17 protein-coding genes are annotated in these 20,160 nt (G+C 55.0%); 10 read left to right on the top strand and 7 right to left on the bottom strand.

Going from position 1 to position 20,160, the window contains the following annotated elements; translation table 11 throughout:
- Window positions 1-49 precede the first annotated feature (49 nt).
- From ACWAU4_RS13850 to ACWAU4_RS13820, 7 genes are all read left to right on the top strand, one after another.
- Window positions 50-454 carry a hypothetical protein gene (locus ACWAU4_RS13850; RefSeq protein WP_025887134.1) on the top strand — a complete coding sequence of 135 codons (405 nt, stop codon included), beginning with the start codon at window positions 50-52 and terminating at the stop codon, window positions 452-454.
- A gap of 52 nt (window positions 455-506) precedes the next feature.
- The gene (locus ACWAU4_RS13845; RefSeq protein WP_208124874.1) at window positions 507-914 is read left to right on the top strand and encodes a hypothetical protein; all 408 of its coding nucleotides are present in this window, start codon (window positions 507-509) and stop codon (window positions 912-914) included.
- Window positions 915-1,172: 258 nt separating this feature from the next.
- On the top strand, window positions 1,173-1,853 hold the full coding sequence (locus ACWAU4_RS13840; RefSeq protein ID WP_025887136.1) for an ABC transporter ATP-binding protein: 681 nt from the start codon (window positions 1,173-1,175) through the stop codon (window positions 1,851-1,853).
- Window positions 1,843-2,919: an HlyD family secretion protein gene (locus ACWAU4_RS13835; protein WP_044734751.1), complete on the top strand. Its 1,077-nt coding sequence runs from the start codon at window positions 1,843-1,845 to the stop codon at window positions 2,917-2,919. The genes ACWAU4_RS13840 and ACWAU4_RS13835 overlap by 11 nt, the downstream gene beginning before the upstream one ends.
- On the top strand, window positions 2,906-4,069 hold the full coding sequence (locus ACWAU4_RS13830; RefSeq protein WP_100142419.1) for an efflux RND transporter periplasmic adaptor subunit: 1,164 nt from the start codon (window positions 2,906-2,908) through the stop codon (window positions 4,067-4,069). The genes ACWAU4_RS13835 and ACWAU4_RS13830 overlap by 14 nt, the downstream gene beginning before the upstream one ends.
- Window positions 4,066-5,286, top strand: a complete 1,221-nt coding sequence (locus tag ACWAU4_RS13825) for an efflux RND transporter periplasmic adaptor subunit (protein ID WP_025011213.1) — start codon at window positions 4,066-4,068, stop codon at window positions 5,284-5,286. The genes ACWAU4_RS13830 and ACWAU4_RS13825 overlap by 4 nt, the downstream gene beginning before the upstream one ends.
- The gene (locus tag ACWAU4_RS13820; protein WP_028780450.1) at window positions 5,283-6,530 is read left to right on the top strand and encodes an ABC transporter permease; all 1,248 of its coding nucleotides are present in this window, start codon (window positions 5,283-5,285) and stop codon (window positions 6,528-6,530) included. Before ACWAU4_RS13825 ends, ACWAU4_RS13820 begins: the two co-directional genes overlap by 4 nt.
- Here ACWAU4_RS13820 and ACWAU4_RS13815 read toward each other — a convergent pair.
- Window positions 6,508-7,326, bottom strand: a complete 819-nt coding sequence (locus ACWAU4_RS13815) for a substrate-binding periplasmic protein (RefSeq protein WP_025011215.1) — start codon at window positions 7,324-7,326, stop codon at window positions 6,508-6,510. The two genes, ACWAU4_RS13820 and ACWAU4_RS13815, sit on opposite strands and share 23 nt — an antisense overlap.
- 177 nt (window positions 7,327-7,503) lie before the next feature.
- Between ACWAU4_RS13815 and ACWAU4_RS13810 the strand changes: the two genes are divergently transcribed.
- From ACWAU4_RS13810 to ACWAU4_RS13800, 3 genes are all read left to right on the top strand, one after another.
- The gene (locus tag ACWAU4_RS13810; RefSeq protein WP_454290301.1) at window positions 7,504-9,720 is read left to right on the top strand and encodes a DUF4401 domain-containing protein; all 2,217 of its coding nucleotides are present in this window, start codon (window positions 7,504-7,506) and stop codon (window positions 9,718-9,720) included.
- The gene (locus ACWAU4_RS13805; protein WP_454290300.1) at window positions 9,717-10,235 is read left to right on the top strand and encodes a GDYXXLXY domain-containing protein; all 519 of its coding nucleotides are present in this window, start codon (window positions 9,717-9,719) and stop codon (window positions 10,233-10,235) included. The genes ACWAU4_RS13810 and ACWAU4_RS13805 overlap by 4 nt, the downstream gene beginning before the upstream one ends.
- Window positions 10,236-10,488: 253 nt before the next feature.
- On the top strand, window positions 10,489-13,326 hold the full coding sequence (locus tag ACWAU4_RS13800; RefSeq protein WP_454290299.1) for an ExeM/NucH family extracellular endonuclease: 2,838 nt from the start codon (window positions 10,489-10,491) through the stop codon (window positions 13,324-13,326).
- A 118-nt stretch (window positions 13,327-13,444) separates the two neighbouring features.
- On the opposite strand, the gene fabV is transcribed toward ACWAU4_RS13800, so the two are convergent.
- The 6 genes from fabV to ACWAU4_RS13770 form a co-directional block, all read right to left on the bottom strand.
- Entirely contained in the window at window positions 13,445-14,647 is a 1,203-nt protein-coding gene (gene fabV, locus ACWAU4_RS13795) for an enoyl-ACP reductase FabV (RefSeq protein WP_025887141.1), read from the bottom strand.
- 116 nt (window positions 14,648-14,763) lie between these two features.
- Complete coding sequence (locus ACWAU4_RS13790; RefSeq protein ID WP_025011219.1) at window positions 14,764-15,549, bottom strand: peptide ABC transporter ATP-binding protein; 786 nt, start codon at window positions 15,547-15,549, stop codon at window positions 14,764-14,766.
- The gene (locus tag ACWAU4_RS13785; protein WP_025011220.1) at window positions 15,530-16,537 is read right to left on the bottom strand and encodes a peptide ABC transporter ATP-binding protein; all 1,008 of its coding nucleotides are present in this window, start codon (window positions 16,535-16,537) and stop codon (window positions 15,530-15,532) included. The genes ACWAU4_RS13790 and ACWAU4_RS13785 overlap by 20 nt, the downstream gene beginning before the upstream one ends.
- Window positions 16,538-16,539: 2 nt before the next feature.
- Entirely contained in the window at window positions 16,540-17,430 is an 891-nt protein-coding gene (locus ACWAU4_RS13780; protein WP_028780445.1) for an ABC transporter permease subunit, read from the bottom strand.
- Entirely contained in the window at window positions 17,417-18,448 is a 1,032-nt protein-coding gene (locus tag ACWAU4_RS13775) for an ABC transporter permease (RefSeq protein ID WP_025011221.1), read from the bottom strand. Before ACWAU4_RS13775 ends, ACWAU4_RS13780 begins: the two co-directional genes overlap by 14 nt.
- Complete coding sequence (locus ACWAU4_RS13770; protein WP_454290572.1) at window positions 18,448-20,052, bottom strand: ABC transporter substrate-binding protein; 1,605 nt, start codon at window positions 20,050-20,052, stop codon at window positions 18,448-18,450. The genes ACWAU4_RS13775 and ACWAU4_RS13770 overlap by 1 nt, the downstream gene beginning before the upstream one ends.
- Between the last annotated feature and the right edge of the window lie 108 nt (window positions 20,053-20,160).

Here is a 20,160-nt window from a genome sequence, read left to right as displayed (position 1 = left end):
TCAGGCACTAAAGTAGCTTGCCTTCATTGATATCAAGAGGATCACCAAGATGTCCCATAAAACTGTTTTGTCTGTCGTTGCCGCCATCGGCTTATTTTCCAGTGCCACAGCACTCGCCGGTTCTGCCGAGGAGGCCTTTAGCGCCGAGTTGCAGCAATGCGCCGCCTATTATCAGATAAGTTCTGAAGCCATAGCAGCAATGAATGCACCGCAGATGGCCGCCGTTGGAGATAGACTGAAACAATCTGCCAAGGATGCCGAGGCTTTGGCCGCCCAGTACAGTTCGGCGCAGGATGCCGAGAAGGGCGTGGCTGCGGCCCGTGCTGAAATGCTGGAAACCATGGGTAACAGCAAGAGTTTGGGTGGTTTGATGAGTCAATATAAAGACAGCTGCAAAACCATCTTGGCCGAGCCGCAAAAGCGCCTCGACTACTGGATAATGGCCAACATGTGATGCAATAAAATGCGGCCGCAGGCTGTCTCTTTGTCCATGGGAGGGAGGCATTATGCTTTTGAGTCTGTTATTGGCTGCTTGTATCATCTTGTTCGCGCTGGTAATTGAGTTCTGGCCCAGGGTCCGTTCCAAAGCCCGTGAACGTTGGCAAGGGGCACCTTGGACGCAGGAAAACCATGGCCGCGTCAGCGGGCGTGAACAGCAGGACTGCTTTGCGGATCTCAGCTTTGCGCCCTTCTTGCTTACTGCTGCTCTGGCCTTGATAGCCTGCGCATTTGAACTAATGCCGGCAACTTATGTGTTTGGTTTAATACTCTTTATTGTTCTCAACCTACTTCTCTTGATGGTCTGGCATCTCTATGCCAGACTGCTTGGCGGGCAAAAAAGTGGCCAGAGCCTGTTGCCGCCGCTGCTTTACGGCCTCGCGGCCCTGTTTGCCTGGATAGGGGCTATGCCATAAGTCAGGCCCTAAGCCCGATTCCAAGGCAAGAATTCATGAGCCAGGCCCAAATACACCAAGAAGCGTTGTATCGGCCTCAAGCTGTTTGAGGTCATCACGGCATTGGTTCTCGGCGCTGAAATGTCAGCTTACAATTAGCTTGCGGTCCGGCGCTGGAATTTGGCATTAAATAGGGAACTTGCACCTTTATCCAAGGTTCAAAGCTGCAGACAATAACAAGGAGTGGTTGAGCGCCGGTCGCAATACCCACCAAGAGCAATGATAAAGCTTCAACAACTTTGCAAAACCTATCAGATGGGCGACGCCTGTGTGCGTGCGCTTGATGAAGTCAGTTTCGACATTCAAGCCAATGAATTTGTGGCCATCATGGGGCCATCGGGTTCAGGCAAGTCGACGCTGATGAATATCATCGGCTGCCTGGATAAACCCAGCAGCGGCAGTTACCTGCTCAATGGCGAAGAGGTGGGACAACTGGATGATGATGCCTTGTCCGCGGTGCGTAACCGCCAGATAGGTTTCGTGTTCCAGAGTTTTCACCTCTTGCCGAGACTCACGGCGCTGCAAAATGTGATGCTGCCGCTGAGATACAGTCCAGAAGGGCAGGGCGATGAAACCCACGCCATAGAATTACTGAGGCGTGTCGGGCTGGGAGAGCGACTGGATCACAGGCCCAACCAACTCTCGGGCGGTCAGCGTCAGCGGGTGGCGATAGCCCGCTCCCTGGTCAATCGCCCGGCCATTTTGCTGGCCGATGAGCCCACAGGGGCGCTGGACAGCAAGACTTCGCTTGAGATCATGGCGCTGTTTACCGAGCTGCATGCCGCAGGGCAAACCATTATTCTGGTGACCCACGAAGAGGAAGTGGCCGCTTACGCCCAGCGGGTTATCCGCATGCGAGATGGTTGCCTGCAGAGTGACAGGAGGGCTAATGCGGCCTGATTCTCTTTTACTTTTGAGCCTGGCGGTCTCGGGCCTGACTTTTTCAAGCTTGGCTGTTTCAGGAAGCGCCATAGCGGTGGCAGCCGGCTCACCTTCTTCGATAGCTTCTCCATTGGAGCCTCTAACGGACAAGGTGACGGACGCCAAGTCGCAGCCCGCCGCGCAGCTGCTACTGACAGGTAAAGTCAGTTCCGCCAAGTCGCAGACTTTCAGCGTCCCCAAGGCCGGTGATGCCTGGCGCTATCAAATTCAGTGGATGTTACCCGAGGGCTCTTTGGTGTCCCCTGGGCAAGTGGTGGTGGTGTTTGACAAGAGTCAGGTAGCCAATCAGATAGAACAGTTGGAAGCCAGCATGCTCAGGGTATCGGCGCAGGAGCAGAGCCAGTCCATAGAGCTCAAGTCCAAGGTATTGCAAGCCAGATTTGAGCTGAAAAAGCAGTTACTGGAGCAGGAAAAGGCGCAACTGGTAGCGGCCGTGCCGGCGGATTTTATTGCTGCCAAGGAGTACGCCGACAATCAGTTCAAGCTGTTGCAGATAAACGCGGAGGTGACCAAGGCCAAGCAAGCACTGGCCGAAGCTCTGGATACCGAGAAGGCGACTCTGGCACAGCTGAAGATTGACAAGGAAAAGGCGGCGCTCGAGCTGGCCCAGGCCTTCAAGGACTTGGACAGCCTGGAGCTGAAAGCCGAAATCGCCGGCCCCTTGCTGCTTGGACGGGACCCTTGGAGCAACAAAAAATTCGAGGTGGGGGATACGGTGCAAGTGGGGCGACAAATTGCCACTGTGCCAGCCATGGAAGATCTGGAGGTGATCGCCTGGGTCAATGAGGTGGACGTGGATCGCCTGAAACCCGGGCAAGCCGTCACCATGAGTTTGGATGCGGAAATTGAGCGCGCCTTTCCCGGACAAATAGCCAGTATCGGTCGCCAGGCCATCAATTTACCTGCCTGGGGCCGCAGTAATTGGTTCGAAGTCGGGATCCGTTTCAAGGCGCCTGAGGATATCGCCATGATCCCCGGCATGAGTGTGCTGGTGGAAACCGGAGGCAAACATGAAGCGTTTTAGTTTGGCCTGGTTGGCACTGCTTGCGCTGAGCGCCTGCAGTGATGGGGTGAGCACTCAGGTGGTGCAGGGGCCCTTGAGTCAAAAAATAGAAGTCACCGGCGAGCTGGTGGCGGCCGATACCGTGTCTTTAATGCCGCCTGTGATGCGGCGCATCTGGCAATACCAGGTCAAGCAACTGGCGCCCGAAGGCAGCGAGGTGGAAAGCGGCGAGATGGTGGCTCAGTTGGATACCTCGGAACTGACCCAAAGGTTGTCGGTCAAATCGGCCGAGCTTGAGGCAACGGTGCAGGACTTGCAGACTTCCAAGCTGCGTAATGCCAAGAAGATGGAAGAGCTCAAGTTGCAACTGGCGGAGGCCAAAATGGAGTTGGACAAGGCCGAGCGTAAGTTTGCCCTCTCTGATGACACAGTTGCGGCGCTGGATAAAGAAAAGTACCAACGTGACGCGGTGATCGCCCGTGACAAAGTGACTCTGGTGCAGCAACAACTGGTGCTGGAGGCCCAGAGCGCCCGGCAACGGGAAGCCATGCTCGACGGAGACCGGCAGAAGTTCGCTGCCGAAGTGGCGGCGCTGAAAAAGGGTATTGCCTCGATGACCTTGGTGGCGCCCCGTGCCGGTATGGTGGTTTATGGCAACGATCCTCAGGGCAACAAGCTCAAAGAGGGCCAATCTGTGTTTGCCGGTGATGTGGTGTTGTCTATCCCGGATCTCGACAGCATGCAGGTCAATATGGCGATCCCTGAAGTAGAAGCCCGCAGAGTTAAACTGGGCCAGCAACTCAAGATCCGTCTGGATGCCAATCCTGATAAAGTATTTACAGGAAAAATCAAAGAGTTGGGCGCGGTTTTTCGTAACAAAAGCCAGGAGGTTCCTCTGGTGGTGTTCGATGCGGTTGCCAGCATAGACGAGCCGGATACCGAGCTGATGCGTCCGGGAATGACCGCCAAGATCAGCATAGAAATTGCCGATGACAGCCAGCGTACTCTGGTGGCTCAGGATGCGGTGCATTACGAGGCCGGTCATCCTTATGTGCTGCTGGACGGGCTCTTGGGGGCTCGCAAACAGTCGGTGCGGGTTGGTGCCATGGGTGGTGATCAGGTTGAAATACTCTCCGGTTTGCAGGTGGGCGATGAGGTATTGCTGCCATGAAGAATCATTCGCTAATCGCTTGTGCCTTGATAACGCAGGCCTTAATAGCTTTGGCCTTGAGTGGCTGCCAACCAAGCGGCAACGATGGTGTGCTCACCATGACAGTCAGCCGCGGCGAGTTTCAGGTCAATATCCCCGCCAGCGGTGAGCTGGAAGCGGCGCAGTCCACTCCCGTTGTGGTGCCCACGGGGTTACGTGGGCCTCAGTCCCTGGCCTGGATCCAGAACAACTTTACCCAGGTTAAGGCCGGGGATGTGGTGGCCAGGCTCGATGATACAAGGGAGTCGTTTCGCTTGCAGATGGAAGCCTTCGACTTTGAGCGCCTGGCTCAGGATGCACAGATCCAGACAGAGAAAGATCTCACCTTGAGCCAGAGTTTGACTCTGGGAAGCAAGGTTACAGGTAATGAGCGGGAGTTGGCCGAGCGCTTTTTCAGTGAAGATGAGCGGGTCTACACCAAAATCGACATCATAGATCAGATGCGCAACAAGGAATATCTGGATGCCAAGCTGGATTATTTTCAGTGGGGCGGCACTCAGCACCAGGCGCAGGCCGATGCCGAGCAGGCGCTTATCAAGCTGAAACAGAAAGGCCATCAGGCCAAGATGGACAGGTATCAGGGCAATCTATCACAGATGGAGATCATCGCGCCGCACGATGGGCTGTTTGTCTATCAGGCTGGCTGGGATGGCGCCTTTCCTGTGGTGGGTGACATGATCTGGTCCGGATTCCCCATAGGTATATTGCCGGATACTTCGGTGATGCAGGCAAGGGTCTATGTGCTTGAATCGGAAGCTGTGGGGCTCGCCATCGGCAAGCAGGCCACCGTGACTCTGGATGCCTATCCTGAGCGGCCTTTTAGCGGCACAGTGACCCAGGTCGATGCGCTGGCTAAGCCCAAAGACAGAGATAGCCCGGTGAACTATTTCCAGTTCACCATCAGCCTGGATCAAACTTTGCCGGCCATTATGCAGCCGGGAAGACAAGTGAACGCCAAGGTACAGGTGCTGGATCTCAATGATGTATTGACTGTGCCCAATCAGGCCCTGTTTCAAAAAGACGGGCGCTACTGGGTGTTTCTCAAGCAGGGCGGCGGCTTTGTGCGCCGGGATGTGACTCCGGGGCACAGGTCCCTTAACCGCACCGAAATTACCGCCGGGCTCAATCCCGGTGATGTAATAGCCCTGACAACCCCACCCAAGAGGAGTCAGCTATGAGTCCGGTGATAGGGCTATGGCAAGGATTTGCCCAGGCGTTCGATGAGATGCGCCACCACAAACTGCGTACCGCCTTGACGTTGCTGGGGATGATATTCGGTGTCGGCGCCGTTATAGCCATGCTCAGCGTCGGTGAGGGTGCCGAGCGTGAAGCCTTGAAGATGATTGAATCCATGGGGGTTCGCAATCTGGTGGTCAACAGCCGCAGCAATGACGGCGAGGCGCTGAAATCGATTCGTGAACACAGTGTCGGTCTGAGCCTGCGTGATATCGACAGTGCCAGGGACACCTTGCCTTTTATCCAGGATTGGGGCGCCGCCAAGGAAGTAAAGGCCTTCAGCCTGTTTTCCGCCGAAGGGCGCAGCGATGCCAGTGTGATGGGAGTGACTCCCAGCTATTTTGGGCTGACGTCGCTCAAGCTCAGTGAAGGGCAGATTTTTACCGAGCAGGATCAAGTTTACTTTCGCCAGGTCGCCGTGTTGGGGCCAGAGGCGGCCCGCAGCCTGTTTCCCAAAGGCGATGCCCTTGGCAAGAACATCAAGGTTAACCATCAATGGTTTACCGTGGTGGGTATCTTGGCCGATGCCAATCGCGGCAAGTCCAAAATCCAGGGCGTCAAGCTTGGGGGCGAGCGCAATCAGGTGTTTATTCCACTGTCGAGCGCCCTGAAAAAGATGCAGTTCAAGGCGCTTGAGGATGAGCTGGACATGATTAAGCTGTCGCTCAGGGAAGAGGTTGAGCCTTCGCTGGCGGCCAAGAGCCTGAATCATCTGTTGCAGCGCCGTCATGGCGGTGAGAAGGACTATGACATAGTGGTGCCGGCCGACCTTCTGGCCCAACATCAGAAGACTCAACAGATCTTCAATATCGTCATGGCCTGTGTCGCCGGGATCTCGCTTCTGGTGGGCGGGATTGGCATTATGAACATTATGCTCGCCACCATTTTGGAGCGCACCGCCGAGATAGGTTTGCTGCGGGCGCTGGGAGCCAGGCGCAAGGATATCGCCCGGCAGTTTTTGATTGAAAGTATCGCCATTTCGGCTACCGGCGGTCTGTTTGGCATAGTCGTAGGGCTGGGACTGGCGCTGCTTATATCAACTGCGGCCGGTTGGCCTGTGGCTTGGTCTCCCTTTGCGATACTGCTGGCGCTTGGGGTTTGTATGAGTATTGGGGTCGGTTTCGGCCTCTATCCGGCGCAGAAGGCGGCCAAACTGGATCCCATTATTGCCTTGCAACGGGACTGACAGAGGGTTCTTTCGCCTCTGTCAGCGGCTTTGGCGCCATGGACGGCGCTCGCAAGGGCAGGCTGAACTGACGTGACAACTTTTGCAGCACGCCTTCGGCTCGTAACGCTTCCAGAGTGGCTATCAGTTTGGTCTCTTTGATGGCGGCATCGTCCGCGAGCAGAATATGGTGGTCATAATGCTGCACCCTGAGGTCGGATATCATCAATTGCCGGCGTTTATTGGGATACTTGGCCAGGTAGCGCTCCAGCATGGAACGGGTCAGGGGGGCGATATCTGCCCGCCCTTTGAGGATCCCCTGCAATACCTCATGATTACTGCTGACATAACGCACTCTTTTAGGTGGGCCTCCGAGCTCCTGCCAGAGTCCGGGGTAATGATAACCTTCCACCAGTAACATCTGTTTGTTGTTCAATTGGTTAAAAAACTGCTCGTCGCGATTTTTCTCTGCCTTGGCGATATAGATCTCACTGTCTTCAAATGGCAGTGGGATGAAGTGTGGCTGTGGGTTGAGTTTGCTCCAGCCCCACTGTGGGTTTTCAAACAACATCATCTGGAAACGGCCACGACTGAAGGCGGCGTATCTGTTGTGTATGCTGGTGGGAACAAACAGAAATCGATATTCGGGGTGTCTGGCGGCAATCGCATCGAGCAGCATGATACTCAAGCCCGAGGGTGGATGCTGATTGTGCAGCCGGATATAGGGCGGAAAATCATAACCGCCCACCAGGATAAGGGGCCTTGAGTCGCGAGACTCGGGCGTCTCAGTGGCGGCCTGCACTTGCGTGGGCAGCAACAGACAAGCCTGAAATAGGCAAGCCAACAGCCACTGCCAAACAGGAGCTCTTCTTGATATCTTCCCGGTATGGAAACGTCTGACACACAAACCCTACCTCCAACTCTGCTGATCTGTTTGATCTTGTGATTAAATATAGGAACTTAATTCACTCAAGGAAAGCGGGCAGGTCATTTCATGGATGCTTTGCAACAACACAGAGCCCAGGCCAAGCAGCAACTTTATCTATGGCATTCGCAACATCTTGTCTCGTGGGCTGCGTGGCGCAAAGCCTTGGGATTACTGCCATCAGCCGGGGCCAAGCAGAGCCTGAGCTTTTTCAACCCTTTGCTGCTGGGTAGCGCTGCGCTCTGTTTTGCTTCAGCGCTTATCTGCTTTTTTGCCTACAACTGGGCCGCTTTACCGCGCATGGGCAAGTTGGCGTTATTGGAAACCGGCTTGCTGGGCTGTTTGTTGCTGGCCTTTGCGTTGAGCCGATGGTTAAAGCCACCCCTTGCCGACAAGGCACAAGGCGCTTTGCCCTGGCTCCTGTTTGTGGCCTGTGTGTTTATCGGCGTCTTGCTGGCCTTTATCGGCCAGAGCTATCAGCAAGGGGCTGACAACTGGCAGTTGTTTGCCGTGTGGGCACTGCTTATTCTGCCCTGGGTGGTATTTCTGAAACTGGAAGCCGGTTATCTGCTGATTATCTTGCTGTTGAACCTGGCCCTGTGCTTGTTGCTGCAGATAACCTCATTGCCGTTTGCAGACCTGTTTAGCTTCCTGGGGGATGACAGGCTCGCTATCCCTTGGTCACTGTTTGCGCTTAATTGGCTGCTGCATCAATGCCTGCTTCGTTTTGCGCTGACAGACAAGCACGGCATCCCCCTCAGCGAGGTAACAAGCGGGCTGCTCGGTTGGGGCTTTTTGTTGTTGGCGAGTTGTTGGACACTGTTCGACTCCTTGAGCAAAGAGCAGTTTATTGCTGTCGTTCTCTACGGGGTTGTTGCCGCAGCGCTGATACGAGGCTATCACACAAGGCGTAAACTCTACGGCATGGCGCTTGGGCTTTTCGGCACGGCAGCGCTGTTTGATCTCTGGTTGCTGCGCTTGCTGTCTGAAGTGCTTGATGGTGATGCCGTGGTACTGTTGTTTGCCCTGATGACGCTTTGTGTGCTGCTCAGTGCCTCAGTCGTCGCCTTGCTGCTAAAGCGCTTGCAGGCTGACTATCTGGCCACGGCACCAGAGCAACAGACCCAAAAACACAAAGATGCGACAGCCGACACAGAGCCCGGGGAGGATGAGCAAATCGTCCCTAATGCGGGCAGCCTTTTCTGGCAACGGCTGCAGCAGGCAGGCATTGTCTCGGGGGATGTGACACAAGATACACCAGAGTTGCAAAGTCCCTGGTATCTCAAGGCGATGCTTATCCTGTTTGGCTGGTTAGCCGGGATCTGTTTGCTGGGTTTCATCGGCACCAGCCTGGCGTTATTGTTGGACGATATTCAGCCTGGGTTGCTGCTGAGCCTGGCGCTGGCGGCATCTGCAGTGGCCTTTGGTTTGAGCCGAGGTCAAAGTGGACTGTTTATCTCTCAGTTTGCCTTGAGCTTTGCCGTTGCCGCCTTGGTGCTCTATGGCATAGCCTTTGATGAGCTGCTGTTTGAAGTGGCTTCCTGGCGCTGGTGGTTGATGCTGGCTCTGGCGGCATCGCTTCACTGGTATCTGCTGCCACCTTATTTGACCCGGTCCAGTTGCGCGCTGCTGGCATTATTGGCCTTGATTGCGCTGTTGCAGACTCTGGCACTATTACCCTTGGTGACGCCGGCACTGCTACTGGGCTTTGTGCTGCTTTGGCGCCATGAGGCCGACTGGGGCAAGACGCCGCTTCGCTGGCGCTCCCTTGCCATGGCCCTGACCTTGGCGCTGCTCTTTTGTCAGACGCCGCAATTGGTTTGGCTGGAAGGTGTCTGGGAGTTAAAGGATCCAGGTGTGAGCCTTGCTATGTTGCAGGGCGCGCAATGGTTACTTGAAGCTTTGCTGCTGTGGCAACTTTGGTGTCTTTTCGGCAGTCGAATGAACGCAATCCGGCATCAATTGGATGGGCGTTCGCAGATGCTGTTGCTACTGGGACTGCTGTCGGCCTTGGTTTGGTTTTGGTGGATCCCCGGGCTTATCGCTGGTGCGTTGGTCGCGGTTTTCGGCTTTGTGCTGGCCGAGCGCTTGCTGCTCTGTCTCGGGGTTCTGGCTATGCCGGTTTACTGCGGTTATTACTATTACTCGTTGCAGCAAACCTTGTTGGAAAAATCCTTGCTGCTGATGCTGCTTGGCGTGAGTCTGCTACTGCTCTGGTTTGCGCTGAAGCCTTTGAGCGACAGGCCTGAGTGGCTGGCGGCGCAGAATGGAGGAGAGCAGTCATGAAACCCAAATTGACGCCCAAAATAATGGGGTTGAGCCTCGTGTGGGGGCTGCTTTGTTTGCTGGTCATCAACATTTCTGTGTGGCAGAAAGAGCAGCTCTGGCAGCACGGGGAGCCCATCTTGCTTGAGCTGGCCCCGGTGGATCCCCGCTCGCTGATGCAGGGGGATTATATGCAACTCGATTATGAGTTGGCCCGGCAACTGGCCAATGAGCTGCGTTCAAAAGGGCAGTTTCAGGACAATATGCAGGGCTGGCTCAGAGTGAGTCTCGATGAGCAGCAGCGTGCCGCTTTTGTGGCGCTGGAGAGTGACCCGGATGCTCCTTTGTTGCAGCAGCAAAGACGCTTGCCGTTTAAAGTCCGTCAGGGAGAAGTGCAACTGGCGAGCCAGGCTTTTTTCTTTGAAGAGGGCCAGGCGGAGCATTTCAGCCAGGGGCGTTATGGCGAGCTGAGATTGGGCGCTGACGGGGAGCTGATGTTGGTGGGCTTGCGTGACGGCCAACTTAAGCCGCTTTGAACCTAATAGTGATAATGGCATGTTCTTAGAGCACTAGAGTTACTCAGGCGCTTTCAATTTTTTCTCCAAGCTAACCCCTTGATAGGACTAATTAACTAACACTAAAGTTTGATAAATATTTTACATATTGCAACTTGATTGTAACCTGTGGCCTTTATAGTGGCTGCATCTCCGGATGCGGGGATGTGGAAATAACATTACTTATTGATAAATAAGAAAATCACTATAATCAGGATATATTTCAGGGGTCAATATGTTAACCAAGGCAAGTCTGCTTGCCCTGGCCGTGGGCAGTATTGCTGCCCAGGCTCAGGCGAGCGAGCAAGTGATCATTTCCGAATATGTTGAAGGTTCAGGCAATAACAAGGCCATCGAACTCTTTAACGCCGGCAGCCAAGCTGTCGATCTCAGCCAGTATCAGCTGGATATCTTCTTCAATGGCAGTAGCAGCGCAGGCAGCAGTATTGCCCTGAGCGGCATGCTGGCCGCCGGTGGCACTCATGTATTGGCCGACAATGATGCCGACGCTGCAATCCTGGCATTGGCGCAGCAAACCAGCAGCGCCAGTTTCTTCAACGGTGATGATGCCCTGGTGCTGAGCCGTAATGGTGAGGTGGTCGACAGCCTGGGCCAGGTTGGGGTGGATCCCGGCTCCGAGTGGGGCAGCGGTGATGTTTCCACTCAAAACAATACTATAAGGCGTAAGCTGGACAACTTGAGTGCGGATCTCATCCCCTTCGATGCGGTTGACCTCAGTGGTTGGGACGGCTTTGCCATCGATAATATCGACGACCTGGGGGCCTTTGGCGGTAATGCCGGCGAGCCGGGTGAACCGACAGATCCCGGTAATGGCGCCTTGGTTTGCGGCGATGCGGCTACACCCATTCATGCATTGCAGGGTAGCGGTGAGGCCAGTCCATTGGCCGGTGAAACCCTGGAAGTGGAAGCAATAGTCACCAGCAACCAGGAAGCGGGTCTCAAGGGATTGTTCCTGCAGATGGCCGATGCCGAGGCGGATGCCGATCCTTTGACCTCGGAAGGGGTGTTCCTGTACACAGGCAATAGCGCCAGTGGCTATCAGGCCGGCGACCGAATTCGAGTGCGGGCTCAGGTCATTGAATATCAAGGCCTGACCGAACTGACCAATGTCAGTGCCAAGGCCTTGTGTGCCACATCACAACCTCTGCCGAGTGCAGCCAGAGTGAGCCTGCCGGTCAATGACAGCAGTGCACTTGAAGCCTTCGAAGGCATGTTGGTCAGCTTTGAGCAGCATCTTACGGTAAACGAAGTCTACAACCTTGGCCGTTATGGTGAGGTGTTGTTGGGTTCAAGCCGTCACTTTATCGGTACTCAGGTGGCCAATCCCGGCGCCGATGCCTTGGCGGTCACGGCAGCCAATGCCCTGGATTCCATAGTGCTTGACGATGGCCTGACGGCACAAAACCCGGATCCTGTTATCTATCCGGCCCCGGGTCTGAGCGCCGCTAACCCGCTCAGAGTCGGTGATACTGTCACAAACCTCACCGCGGTGATGCATTACGGTTTTGGCATTTACCGTTTGATGCCGGTCGATACCGTCAACTTTGTTGCCGCCAATCCCAGAGCATCCGAGCCTGAGTTGAATCGTCTCGATGCCTTGACAGTTGCCAGTTTCAACGTGCTCAACTATTTCAACGGCGATGGCCAGGGCGGTGGTTTCCCCACGTCCCGTGGCGCCGATACTCAAGCGGAGTTTGAGCGCCAACGAGCCAAGATAATCGCGGCGATGAAAACCATTAACGCCGATGTCTTCGGTTTGATGGAAATCGAGAACGATGGTTTCGGCAGTAACTCGGCAATTGCCGATCTGGCGCGCGGTCTCAACGACGCCATTGGCACTGACAGCTATCGCTATCTGGCGCCACAGGTTAATCGTATTGGTAACGATGAGATCAGCGTCGGTATTTTGTATCGTCAGGACAGAGTCACCCCGGAAGGGGTAGCGGCGATTCTGGACAGCAGTAATTCGGCGCTGGATGACAATGGTCAGGTGCTGTTCAACGATGGCAAGAACCGTCCCATGCTGACCCAGAAGTTTAGCGTCAACGACAGTGAGGATAGCTTTGTGGTGGCGGTCAACCACCTCAAGTCCAAGGGCAGTGATTGTAATGCGCTGGGCGATCCTGACATGAACGACGGCCAGGGTAACTGTAATCTGACCCGAACCCGCGCAGCCATGGCGATAGGCCAGTTCCTGCAGGCAGAATATCAGGATGACAAGGTGCTGGTGATAGGGGATCTCAACGCCTACGCCAAGGAAGATCCGCTGACAACCCTGGCCAATGCCGGTTACGCCGAGCTGTTTGGCGAGCTTGGTAAGCCTTCAGCATACTCCTATGTGTTCTCCGGTGAGTCGGGACAGCTAGATCATGCACTGGCCAATGAAGCCATGCTGGCCAATGTTCGTGATGTGACCGATTGGCATATCAATACTGATGAACCCAGGGTGCTGGACTACAACACTGAGTTCAAGACGCCGGAGCAACTGCAAAGTTTCTACAGCAACGATGCCTTCCGCTCATCGGATCACGACCCTGTGATCATCGCTCTGGACTTTACCGCGGCCAATCAGACACCGGTGGCCGAGTTCTCAGTGCAGCAAAATGGTGCCGCAGTGGCGCTTGCTAGCACTTCGAGTGATAGCGATGGTGAGTTGGTGAGCCTGGAGTGGGATCTGGGTGATGGCACTCAAGCCTTTGGCGAGCAAGTGAGCCATGAATACCAGCAAAGCGGTGTCTACCTCATCACTCTGACTGTGACTGACGACAAAGGTGCCCAGCACAGTGTCAGCCGTGAGGTGACCGTTGAGATAGCCCCTGAGCCGACCGAGCCTGTGGCGGTTATCCGTCATCTGGATCTCTGGCTGCTGCAGGTGTTTATCTCCGAGAGCTATGATCCTGACGGTTATATCAAAAAGCAGCAGTGGCGCTTCAACGATGGGCGTAGATTCAACGGCCCGGTTGCCATGCGTATTGGCGGTCGTGCCAATGAAGTGACCTTGACCGTGACCGACAATGATAAGCAAAAGGCCAGCACCAGCCTGAGCTTCTAATCAAAAATACCCGAAAAGGTAAAACGCCCCCAATAGCTAAGGCAATTGGGGGCGTTTCTTTTGTGCATTTAATCAAGAGCAGCGTTTAACAGCGACTTGATACTTGCTTGCACCTTGTTTAGAGCTCTATAACATCAAACTCAACCGCCGGATTAACGTCGGCATCATAGTCTATGCCTTCGATACCAAAGCCAAACAGCTTGAGGAATTCGGCCTTGTACTCACGGTAGTCGGTCAGCTCACTGAGGTTTTCTGTGGTGATTTGTGGCCAGAGATCGCGGCAGTGCTGCTGGATATCTTCTCTCAGTTCCCAATCATCCAGGCGCAGGCGGTTGGCATCGTCTACTTCTGGCTTGCTGCCATCGGCCTTGTATAGGCGCTCGCTGAACATACGGTAAATCTGTTCCATGCAGCCTTCATGCAGGCCTTCTTCGCGCATCTTCTTGAATACCATGGCGATATACAGCGGCATTACCGGAATAGCCGAACTGGCCTGAGTGATCACACTCTTGAGCACGGCGACATTGGCACTGCCACCCTTGGCGGCCAGTCTTTGGTTCAGTTCGCCGGCGGCGCGGTCGAGATCCATCTTGGCCTTACCCAGAGCGCCATGCCAGTAGATAGGCCAGGTCAGCTCTGTTCCTATATAGCTGTATGCTACTGTCTTGCAACCATCGGCCAGTACGCCGGCCTTGTCGAGGGCATCTAGCCACAGTTCCCAATCCTGACCACCCATCACAGTAACAGTATCTTTGATTTCCTGCTCTGTCGCTGGCTCAACCGAGGCTTCAATGATGGTGTCTTTGTTGGTGTCCACCGCGGTAGAGCGATATGACTCGCCGATAGGCTTGAGGGCCGAGCGGATCACTTCGCCGCTGTCTGGCAGTTTGCGTACAGGCGAGGCCAGTGAATACACCACCATGTCTATCTGGCCCAGATCGGCCTTGATCAGCTCAATCACCTTGGCTTTGGCTTCATGGCTGAAGGCATCACAATTGATGCTCTTGGAATACAGGCCTTCAGCCTTGGCAAACTTGTCAAACGCCGCCGAGTTGTACCAACCGGCTGTGCCGGGTTTGGTCTCAGTGCCGGGCTTTTCAAAAAAGACCCCGATAGTGGCAGCATCGGAACCAAAGGCGGCGGCAATACGGGAGGAGAGACCATAACCACTGGAAGAACCTACCACCAGTACTTTCTTGGGGCCATTGGCTATCTTGCCTTTGGCCTTGGTGGTGTTGATCTGCTCCAGCACGTTGGCTTCACAGCCCAGAGGATGAGTAGTGGTACAAATGAAACCACGAATTTTAGGTTTAATAATCATGTCTTAGCTTCTTCTTCCGAAAACTGTCATTAGGATAAGTATTTCAACTCTAATTGGTACTGATTTTTTCAAAAAGCCTGCCGACGGGGCAGTGGTTGGAGCAGTTTGAACCCTTATCAACGCTTGCGGGCCAGTTGTGCCTGCTCCTGCAATAATCTTTGGGTGTATTCGTGTTGCGGATCATTGAACAGGGTCTCGGTGGCGGCTTTTTCCACCATCACCCCCTTGTGCAACACCATGATCTTGTCGCTTACATGGCGGATAACATTGAGATTGTGGGACACAAAAATATAGGAAAGCCCCATCTCTTTTTGCAGCTTGAGCAGCAGGTTGAGGATCTGGGCCCGTACCGAGAGATCCAGTGCCGTCAGAGCTTCATCGGCGATAATGATCCTCGGGTTGAGCATCAAGGCCCGGGCCACCGCTACCCGCTGCTTCTGTCCTTCGGAAATCATGTGGGGATAAAACTCCACGTGTTCCGGCAGCAAGCCGACTTTGCGCAAAGTCTCAACCACTTGCTCACTGCGGGCATGGGCCGAGAGCCTGGTATTGAACCTCAGCGGCTCATTGAGCAGTTCCCCTATGGTCAGCCTGGGGTTGAGTGAGGTGTTGGGATCCTGGAATATCATCCGGATAAGTCTGCAGCGCTGTTTCAGATCATGGCTGTCGAGCGGCTCGCCATTGAACAGAATTTGCCCGCCGCTGCGATACTCGGCGCCGACCAAAATACGGGCCAGAGTACTCTTGCCGGAGCCGGCTTCACCGGCAATGGCCAGGGTTTCGCCGCTGTTGAGTTCGAACGAAATGGGCGCCAAAGCCTCAGTATATTGGCGGCGAAAGCCCTTGTAGCCGCTGAAGTAGCGTTTGCTCAGGTCCGTGACTTTAAGCAAGGGAGTCGTCATCAATAGGCTCACTCTGATAAGGGAAATGGCAGGCGTAATATCTGTCTTTATGATGGCTCAGTTGCGGTTGTACCACGCATTGTTTGCGGGCTTCCGGGCAGCGAGGCCCCAGGCGACAGCCTATCGGCAGATGTTGCAGCGCCGGCACTGAGCCCGGCAGGGTCGGCATCAGCGTCTTGTGGGCTGCAGGGCCGGAATAGTCCGGCATATTATCCAGCATCGCCTTGGTATAGGGATGATAAGGCTGCTCAAGTAGCTCTGCGGTAGGGCCGGATTCCATCACCTGGCCGCTGTAGAGCACAGTCAGACGGTTACACCAGTTCGACAGCGTGTCCAGCTCGTGGCTGATCAGCAAGATGGCGACGTTCTGCAACTGATTGAGCTGAGTCAACAGACGAAATATCTGCGCCTGGGTACTGGGTTCCATCGAAGCCGTAGGTTCATCGGCGATCAGCAACTTGGGACGATTGGCGAGCGCCATGGCGATCATCACTTTCTGGCATTCGCCTTCGGAGAGTTCCCAGGCATAGCTGGCCAGCACCCGCCGCGGCTCTTTGACCCCCACCTTGTGCAACCATTTTTGTGCTGTAAGACGCCGCTCTTTACCGCGGCGCCAGAAAGGTGTCTGCTTATTCAGCGGCATGGCTTCAATCAATTGGCTGCCCACAGTGAGCGCCGGGTCAAAGCTGCCGGAGGGATCCTGAAATATCATCGACATATCAGAGCCCATAAGGCTGCGCCGCTCCGCCTGATTCATTTCCATCAGGTTGCGGCCATCCCACATCATGCGATCGGCGGTGACAGTCCAGTTGGGGCCGGGGATCCCGAGAATGGCCCGCGCCATAAGAGAGCGGCCCGAGCCGGATTCACCGACCAGACCATGGATTTCACCGGCATTGACTGTCAGGCTGACTTTTTCCAGCGCCTTGACCCGCCCATGGGGCGTGTCCAGTTCTATGGTGAGATTACGAATATCGAGTAACGGCATAATCAGTTTCTGATGGGCGCAAGCGCCGATCTCAGTCCATCGCCGACCAGGTTGACGGCCAACACACTCAGCAGGATAGCGGCTCCCGGAATGGTCACTGTCCAGGGAGCGGTCAGCAGGTTATCCAGGCCCTGGAATACCATGGCACCCCATTCGGATTTGGGCGCCTGGGCACCGAGATTGAGGAAACCCAGCGCGGCGATATCCAAAATGGCCGCCGATATTGCCAGCGTTGTTTGAATAATTACAGTCTCCCAGACATTGGGCATAATCACAAACCAGAATATCTGCAGACCATTGGCGCCATCCAACTTGGCGGCGGTGACATATTCTTTTTGCAACTCTTCATGCACGGCTTGATGTATGGCGCGAACAAACTGAGGCGTGAGCGCGATACCCACGGCCCAGAATACGTTCATCAGCCCGGGGCCCATTACCGCCACCACCAGAATAGCCATCAAGAGTGATGGAATTGACAGCAAGGCATCGAGCAGGTGCCCTAGGATACTGGACTTGAGGCCGCGCATCATCCCCGAGAATGAACCTATGATAAAACCCACCAAGAGAGCGGTGGCAACAATCGCCAGCGCCATGCCGAAGGTGTAACTGGTGCCGTGCAGCAAGCGGGAAAAGATATCCCGGCCGAGATCGTCTGTACCGAGAAAGTGCTCAACCGTGCCGAGATCGTCCCAGGATGGTGGCAGTAACAGGGCGTTGGGATCTTGAAAATCGGCCGGGTAGGGGGCGATCATGGGCCCGAACATTGTCAGGATCAGCAGGCAGAGCACGCCCCAGAGCCCGGCAAGCGCAAAAGGATTGGCGGCAAAGGTACGCCAGAGCTTGAGGCTGGGGGATGGAATATCGTCTTCCTGATAAATCTTAATTTGAGGCATAGAGTTCCTTCCTGCTGAGCGGATTGGTGGCCGTGTGCAGCACTTCAATCAGAATACTCAGAAAGATAATCAGCAGCGCTACCGCCAGTGTACCGCCCTGGATCACAGTGTAATCCCGTTGGTAGATACCTGATACCAGCCAGGAGCCGACCCCGGGCCAACTGAAGATCACTTCCACCACTATGGCATAGCTGGCAAATGGCCCCAGCATAAGTCCCAGGTGCTTGAGCAGGGGGATCAAGGCATTGGGCAGGGCGTGGCGCAACACGATTTTACCCGTGGGCAGGCCTCTGGCCTCGGCGGCACGGATATAGGTCTGGTTCATCACATTCATCATCGCCGAGCGGGTAATACGTACCACCACGGTAAAGGGCAACACAGACAAGGTCAGCGCCGGCAGGATAATGTGCAAGGCGGCATCCTTAAAGGCGGATAAGCGGTATTGCGAGTCGGACAGCAGGGTATCTATCAGCATAAAACCGGTCACAGGTTTGATCTCATAGAGCAGGTTTATCTGCCCGGAAATTGGCAGCCAACCCAGTCTGACCCCGAACCAGAGTGACAGGGACAGCCCGAGCCAGAATACCGGAATCGAGTAACCTGTCAGTGTTACCGCCATGATGGCGTTTTGGGTCAGTTTCTGTTTACTCAGCGAGGCCAACACCCCCAGCGGCACCCCGAAGATGATGGCAAACAAACCGGATACAGTCGCCAGTTCGAAAGACGCCGGCAGTACCGCCAACAGCTCTTCTGCCACCGGTCTTTGAGAGGTCACAGAAATGCCGAGATCGCCACTGAGCCTCTGCCCCAGGTAGCCAATAAACTGAGAAAAGGAGCCGCCATCGAGATGATAGTCGGCGATGATTTGTGCCTCCTGGGCATCACTCGGTGCCTGGATCCCGGTCAGGGCATAGATGCGGTCCACCGGAAACAAACTGGTGGCGTAGAAGAGTACACAGATAAGGATGAGTGAGGTGGCGACAAAGAGGTTAAGCCTGCGCAGCAGATAAGCGGCCATCAGTTTTGCTCCTTGGCGGGCGGTGTTTTTTTCTCAACAGCCGGTTTGTTGCCGTGGCCTATATTGGCAAAGGCGATGCCGCCAAAAGGCGTGAGGCTGGTTTCGGTCACGCTGGCATTCTTCAGTGCCATACGTTTGGCATGAGCCAGGCTCACCAACGGCATATCCTGTGCCAGAATCGCCTCGGCCTGGTGGTACAGCAAACTTCGACTTTCTCTGTCGCTCACGCTTCTGGCCTGGTTGAGCAGGGCGTCAAACCTGGGGTTACACCAGCGAGAACGATTGTTGTTGGAGGCGATAGAGCCACAACTGAGCAATGGGGTGAAGAAGTTATCCGGATCGCTGTTGTCGGCGTTCCAGCCGATGAGTACCGAGTCATAATCACTGCGTGCCAGTTTTTGGGTGAACACACTCCAATCGTAGTTGACGATATTGACCTTGACACCTATGGTCGCCAAATCGGCCTGGATCAGCTCGGCGGTCTTCAGCGCATTGGGGTTGTATATTCGTGCCACAGGCATAGCCCAGATATCCAGCTCCAGTTTATCTATGCCGGCTTCATCCAGCAGCGCTCTGGCTTTGTCTGGGGCATATTCATGACTCTTGGCCGAATCGGAATAGGCCCAGGAGGAGGGCGGCAGAATACCGGTTGCCTCGACGGCTGTGTCCTGATAAACGGCCCTTAGCAGGTTTTGCTTGTCGATGGCGTAGGCCAGCGCCCGTCTGACCCTGACATCATTGAACGGCGGCTTTTGGGTATTGAAGGCCCAATAGGCCACATTCATCCCGGGGCGGCTTTCCAAAACCAGGTTGTCGTGCTGCTCAATAACCGGCAATTCACCGGCCTTGGGCAAGGCCGAAACGCTGCAATCGCCGGTGATCAGCTTGGCCAGGCGGGTAGTGCTTCGCGGCGTGATATCGAACACCAGCATTTCAGACTGCGGCATATTGCCCCAGTAACCTGGGTGGCGCCGGTAGCGGATATATTCATTCTTAACGTATTGCACCAGCATAAAGGGGCCTGTTCCTATCGGCTGGTTATCCAACTGCTGTGGGCTGCCTTGGGCAAGAAGCTGATCGGCATACTCTTTGGAGAGGATCACCGCAAAGTCGGTGGCCAGGTTGGAAAGGAATGAGGCATCGGGCTGGGTGAGTTCAAATCTGACTCGATATTCGCCTTGTTTGCTGATGGATTTTATCAGCCCGGCAAAACCTATGCTTTGGAAGAAGGGGTAACCGCCCTGAGCTACCTCATGGAAAGGGTGCTGCTTGTCTATAATGCGATTGAAACTGAACAGCACATCATCTGCATTGAAATGCCGACTGGGGTGAAAGTAGGACAGATCGTGAAACTGGGTACCCTGGCGCAGCTCAAACTCATAACTGAGGCCGTCTTCGCTTATCTGCCACTCGGTTGCCAGTGCCGGAATGATATCACCGCTCTCGGGATCATAATCCACCAGGCGACTGTAAATTTGGTGCGAGGTGGCATCGATTGTGGTTCCCGAGGTCACCAGCTGCGGGTTGAACGACTCGGGATTGCCCTCGGAGCAGTATACCAGGCCGGAGGGCACTTTCTGTTGACCACAGCCGCCAAGCAGCATTGTCAGAGCCAGGCCGGTCAGTATGCTCCCGGTCAGCTTCAGGCGCCGGCATGAGCGGAATAAACGCCCTGCCACAAGATCTCCGTAGAGCTTGCTCCTGGAGACTTG

The organism is Shewanella sp. FeAMO (genome assembly GCF_053653955.1).
Note: the sequence above shows the minus strand (reverse complement) of the source record. Positions and strands in the feature narration are given on the sequence as shown.

What these genes read in the sequence shown, in the direction of transcription:
- ACWAU4_RS13805 (WP_454290300.1), top strand. Translation starts at nt 9,717, where the DNA reads ATGAAACCCAAATTGACGCCCAAAATAATGGGGTTGAGCCTCGTGTGG.
- ACWAU4_RS13790 (WP_025011219.1), bottom strand. Translation starts at nt 15,549, where the DNA reads ATGACGACTCCCTTGCTTAAAGTCACGGACCTGAGCAAACGCTACTTC.
- ACWAU4_RS13770 (WP_454290572.1), bottom strand. Translation starts at nt 20,052, where the DNA reads ATGCTGCTTGGCGGCTGTGGTCAACAGAAAGTGCCCTCCGGCCTGGTA.
- ACWAU4_RS13835 (WP_044734751.1), top strand. Translation starts at nt 1,843, where the DNA reads ATGCGGCCTGATTCTCTTTTACTTTTGAGCCTGGCGGTCTCGGGCCTG.
- ACWAU4_RS13820 (WP_028780450.1), top strand. Translation starts at nt 5,283, where the DNA reads ATGAGTCCGGTGATAGGGCTATGGCAAGGATTTGCCCAGGCGTTCGAT.
- ACWAU4_RS13775 (WP_025011221.1), bottom strand. Translation starts at nt 18,448, where the DNA reads ATGGCCGCTTATCTGCTGCGCAGGCTTAACCTCTTTGTCGCCACCTCA.
- ACWAU4_RS13800 (WP_454290299.1), top strand. Translation starts at nt 10,489, where the DNA reads ATGTTAACCAAGGCAAGTCTGCTTGCCCTGGCCGTGGGCAGTATTGCT.
- ACWAU4_RS13825 (WP_025011213.1), top strand. Translation starts at nt 4,066, where the DNA reads ATGAAGAATCATTCGCTAATCGCTTGTGCCTTGATAACGCAGGCCTTA.
- fabV (WP_025887141.1), bottom strand. Translation starts at nt 14,647, where the DNA reads ATGATTATTAAACCTAAAATTCGTGGTTTCATTTGTACCACTACTCAT.
- ACWAU4_RS13785 (WP_025011220.1), bottom strand. Translation starts at nt 16,537, where the DNA reads ATGCCGTTACTCGATATTCGTAATCTCACCATAGAACTGGACACGCCC.
- ACWAU4_RS13850 (WP_025887134.1), top strand. Translation starts at nt 50, where the DNA reads ATGTCCCATAAAACTGTTTTGTCTGTCGTTGCCGCCATCGGCTTATTT.
- ACWAU4_RS13830 (WP_100142419.1), top strand. Translation starts at nt 2,906, where the DNA reads ATGAAGCGTTTTAGTTTGGCCTGGTTGGCACTGCTTGCGCTGAGCGCC.
- ACWAU4_RS13780 (WP_028780445.1), bottom strand. Translation starts at nt 17,430, where the DNA reads ATGCCTCAAATTAAGATTTATCAGGAAGACGATATTCCATCCCCCAGC.
- ACWAU4_RS13810 (WP_454290301.1), top strand. Translation starts at nt 7,504, where the DNA reads ATGGATGCTTTGCAACAACACAGAGCCCAGGCCAAGCAGCAACTTTAT.
- ACWAU4_RS13840 (WP_025887136.1), top strand. Translation starts at nt 1,173, where the DNA reads ATGATAAAGCTTCAACAACTTTGCAAAACCTATCAGATGGGCGACGCC.
- ACWAU4_RS13845 (WP_208124874.1), top strand. Translation starts at nt 507, where the DNA reads ATGCTTTTGAGTCTGTTATTGGCTGCTTGTATCATCTTGTTCGCGCTG.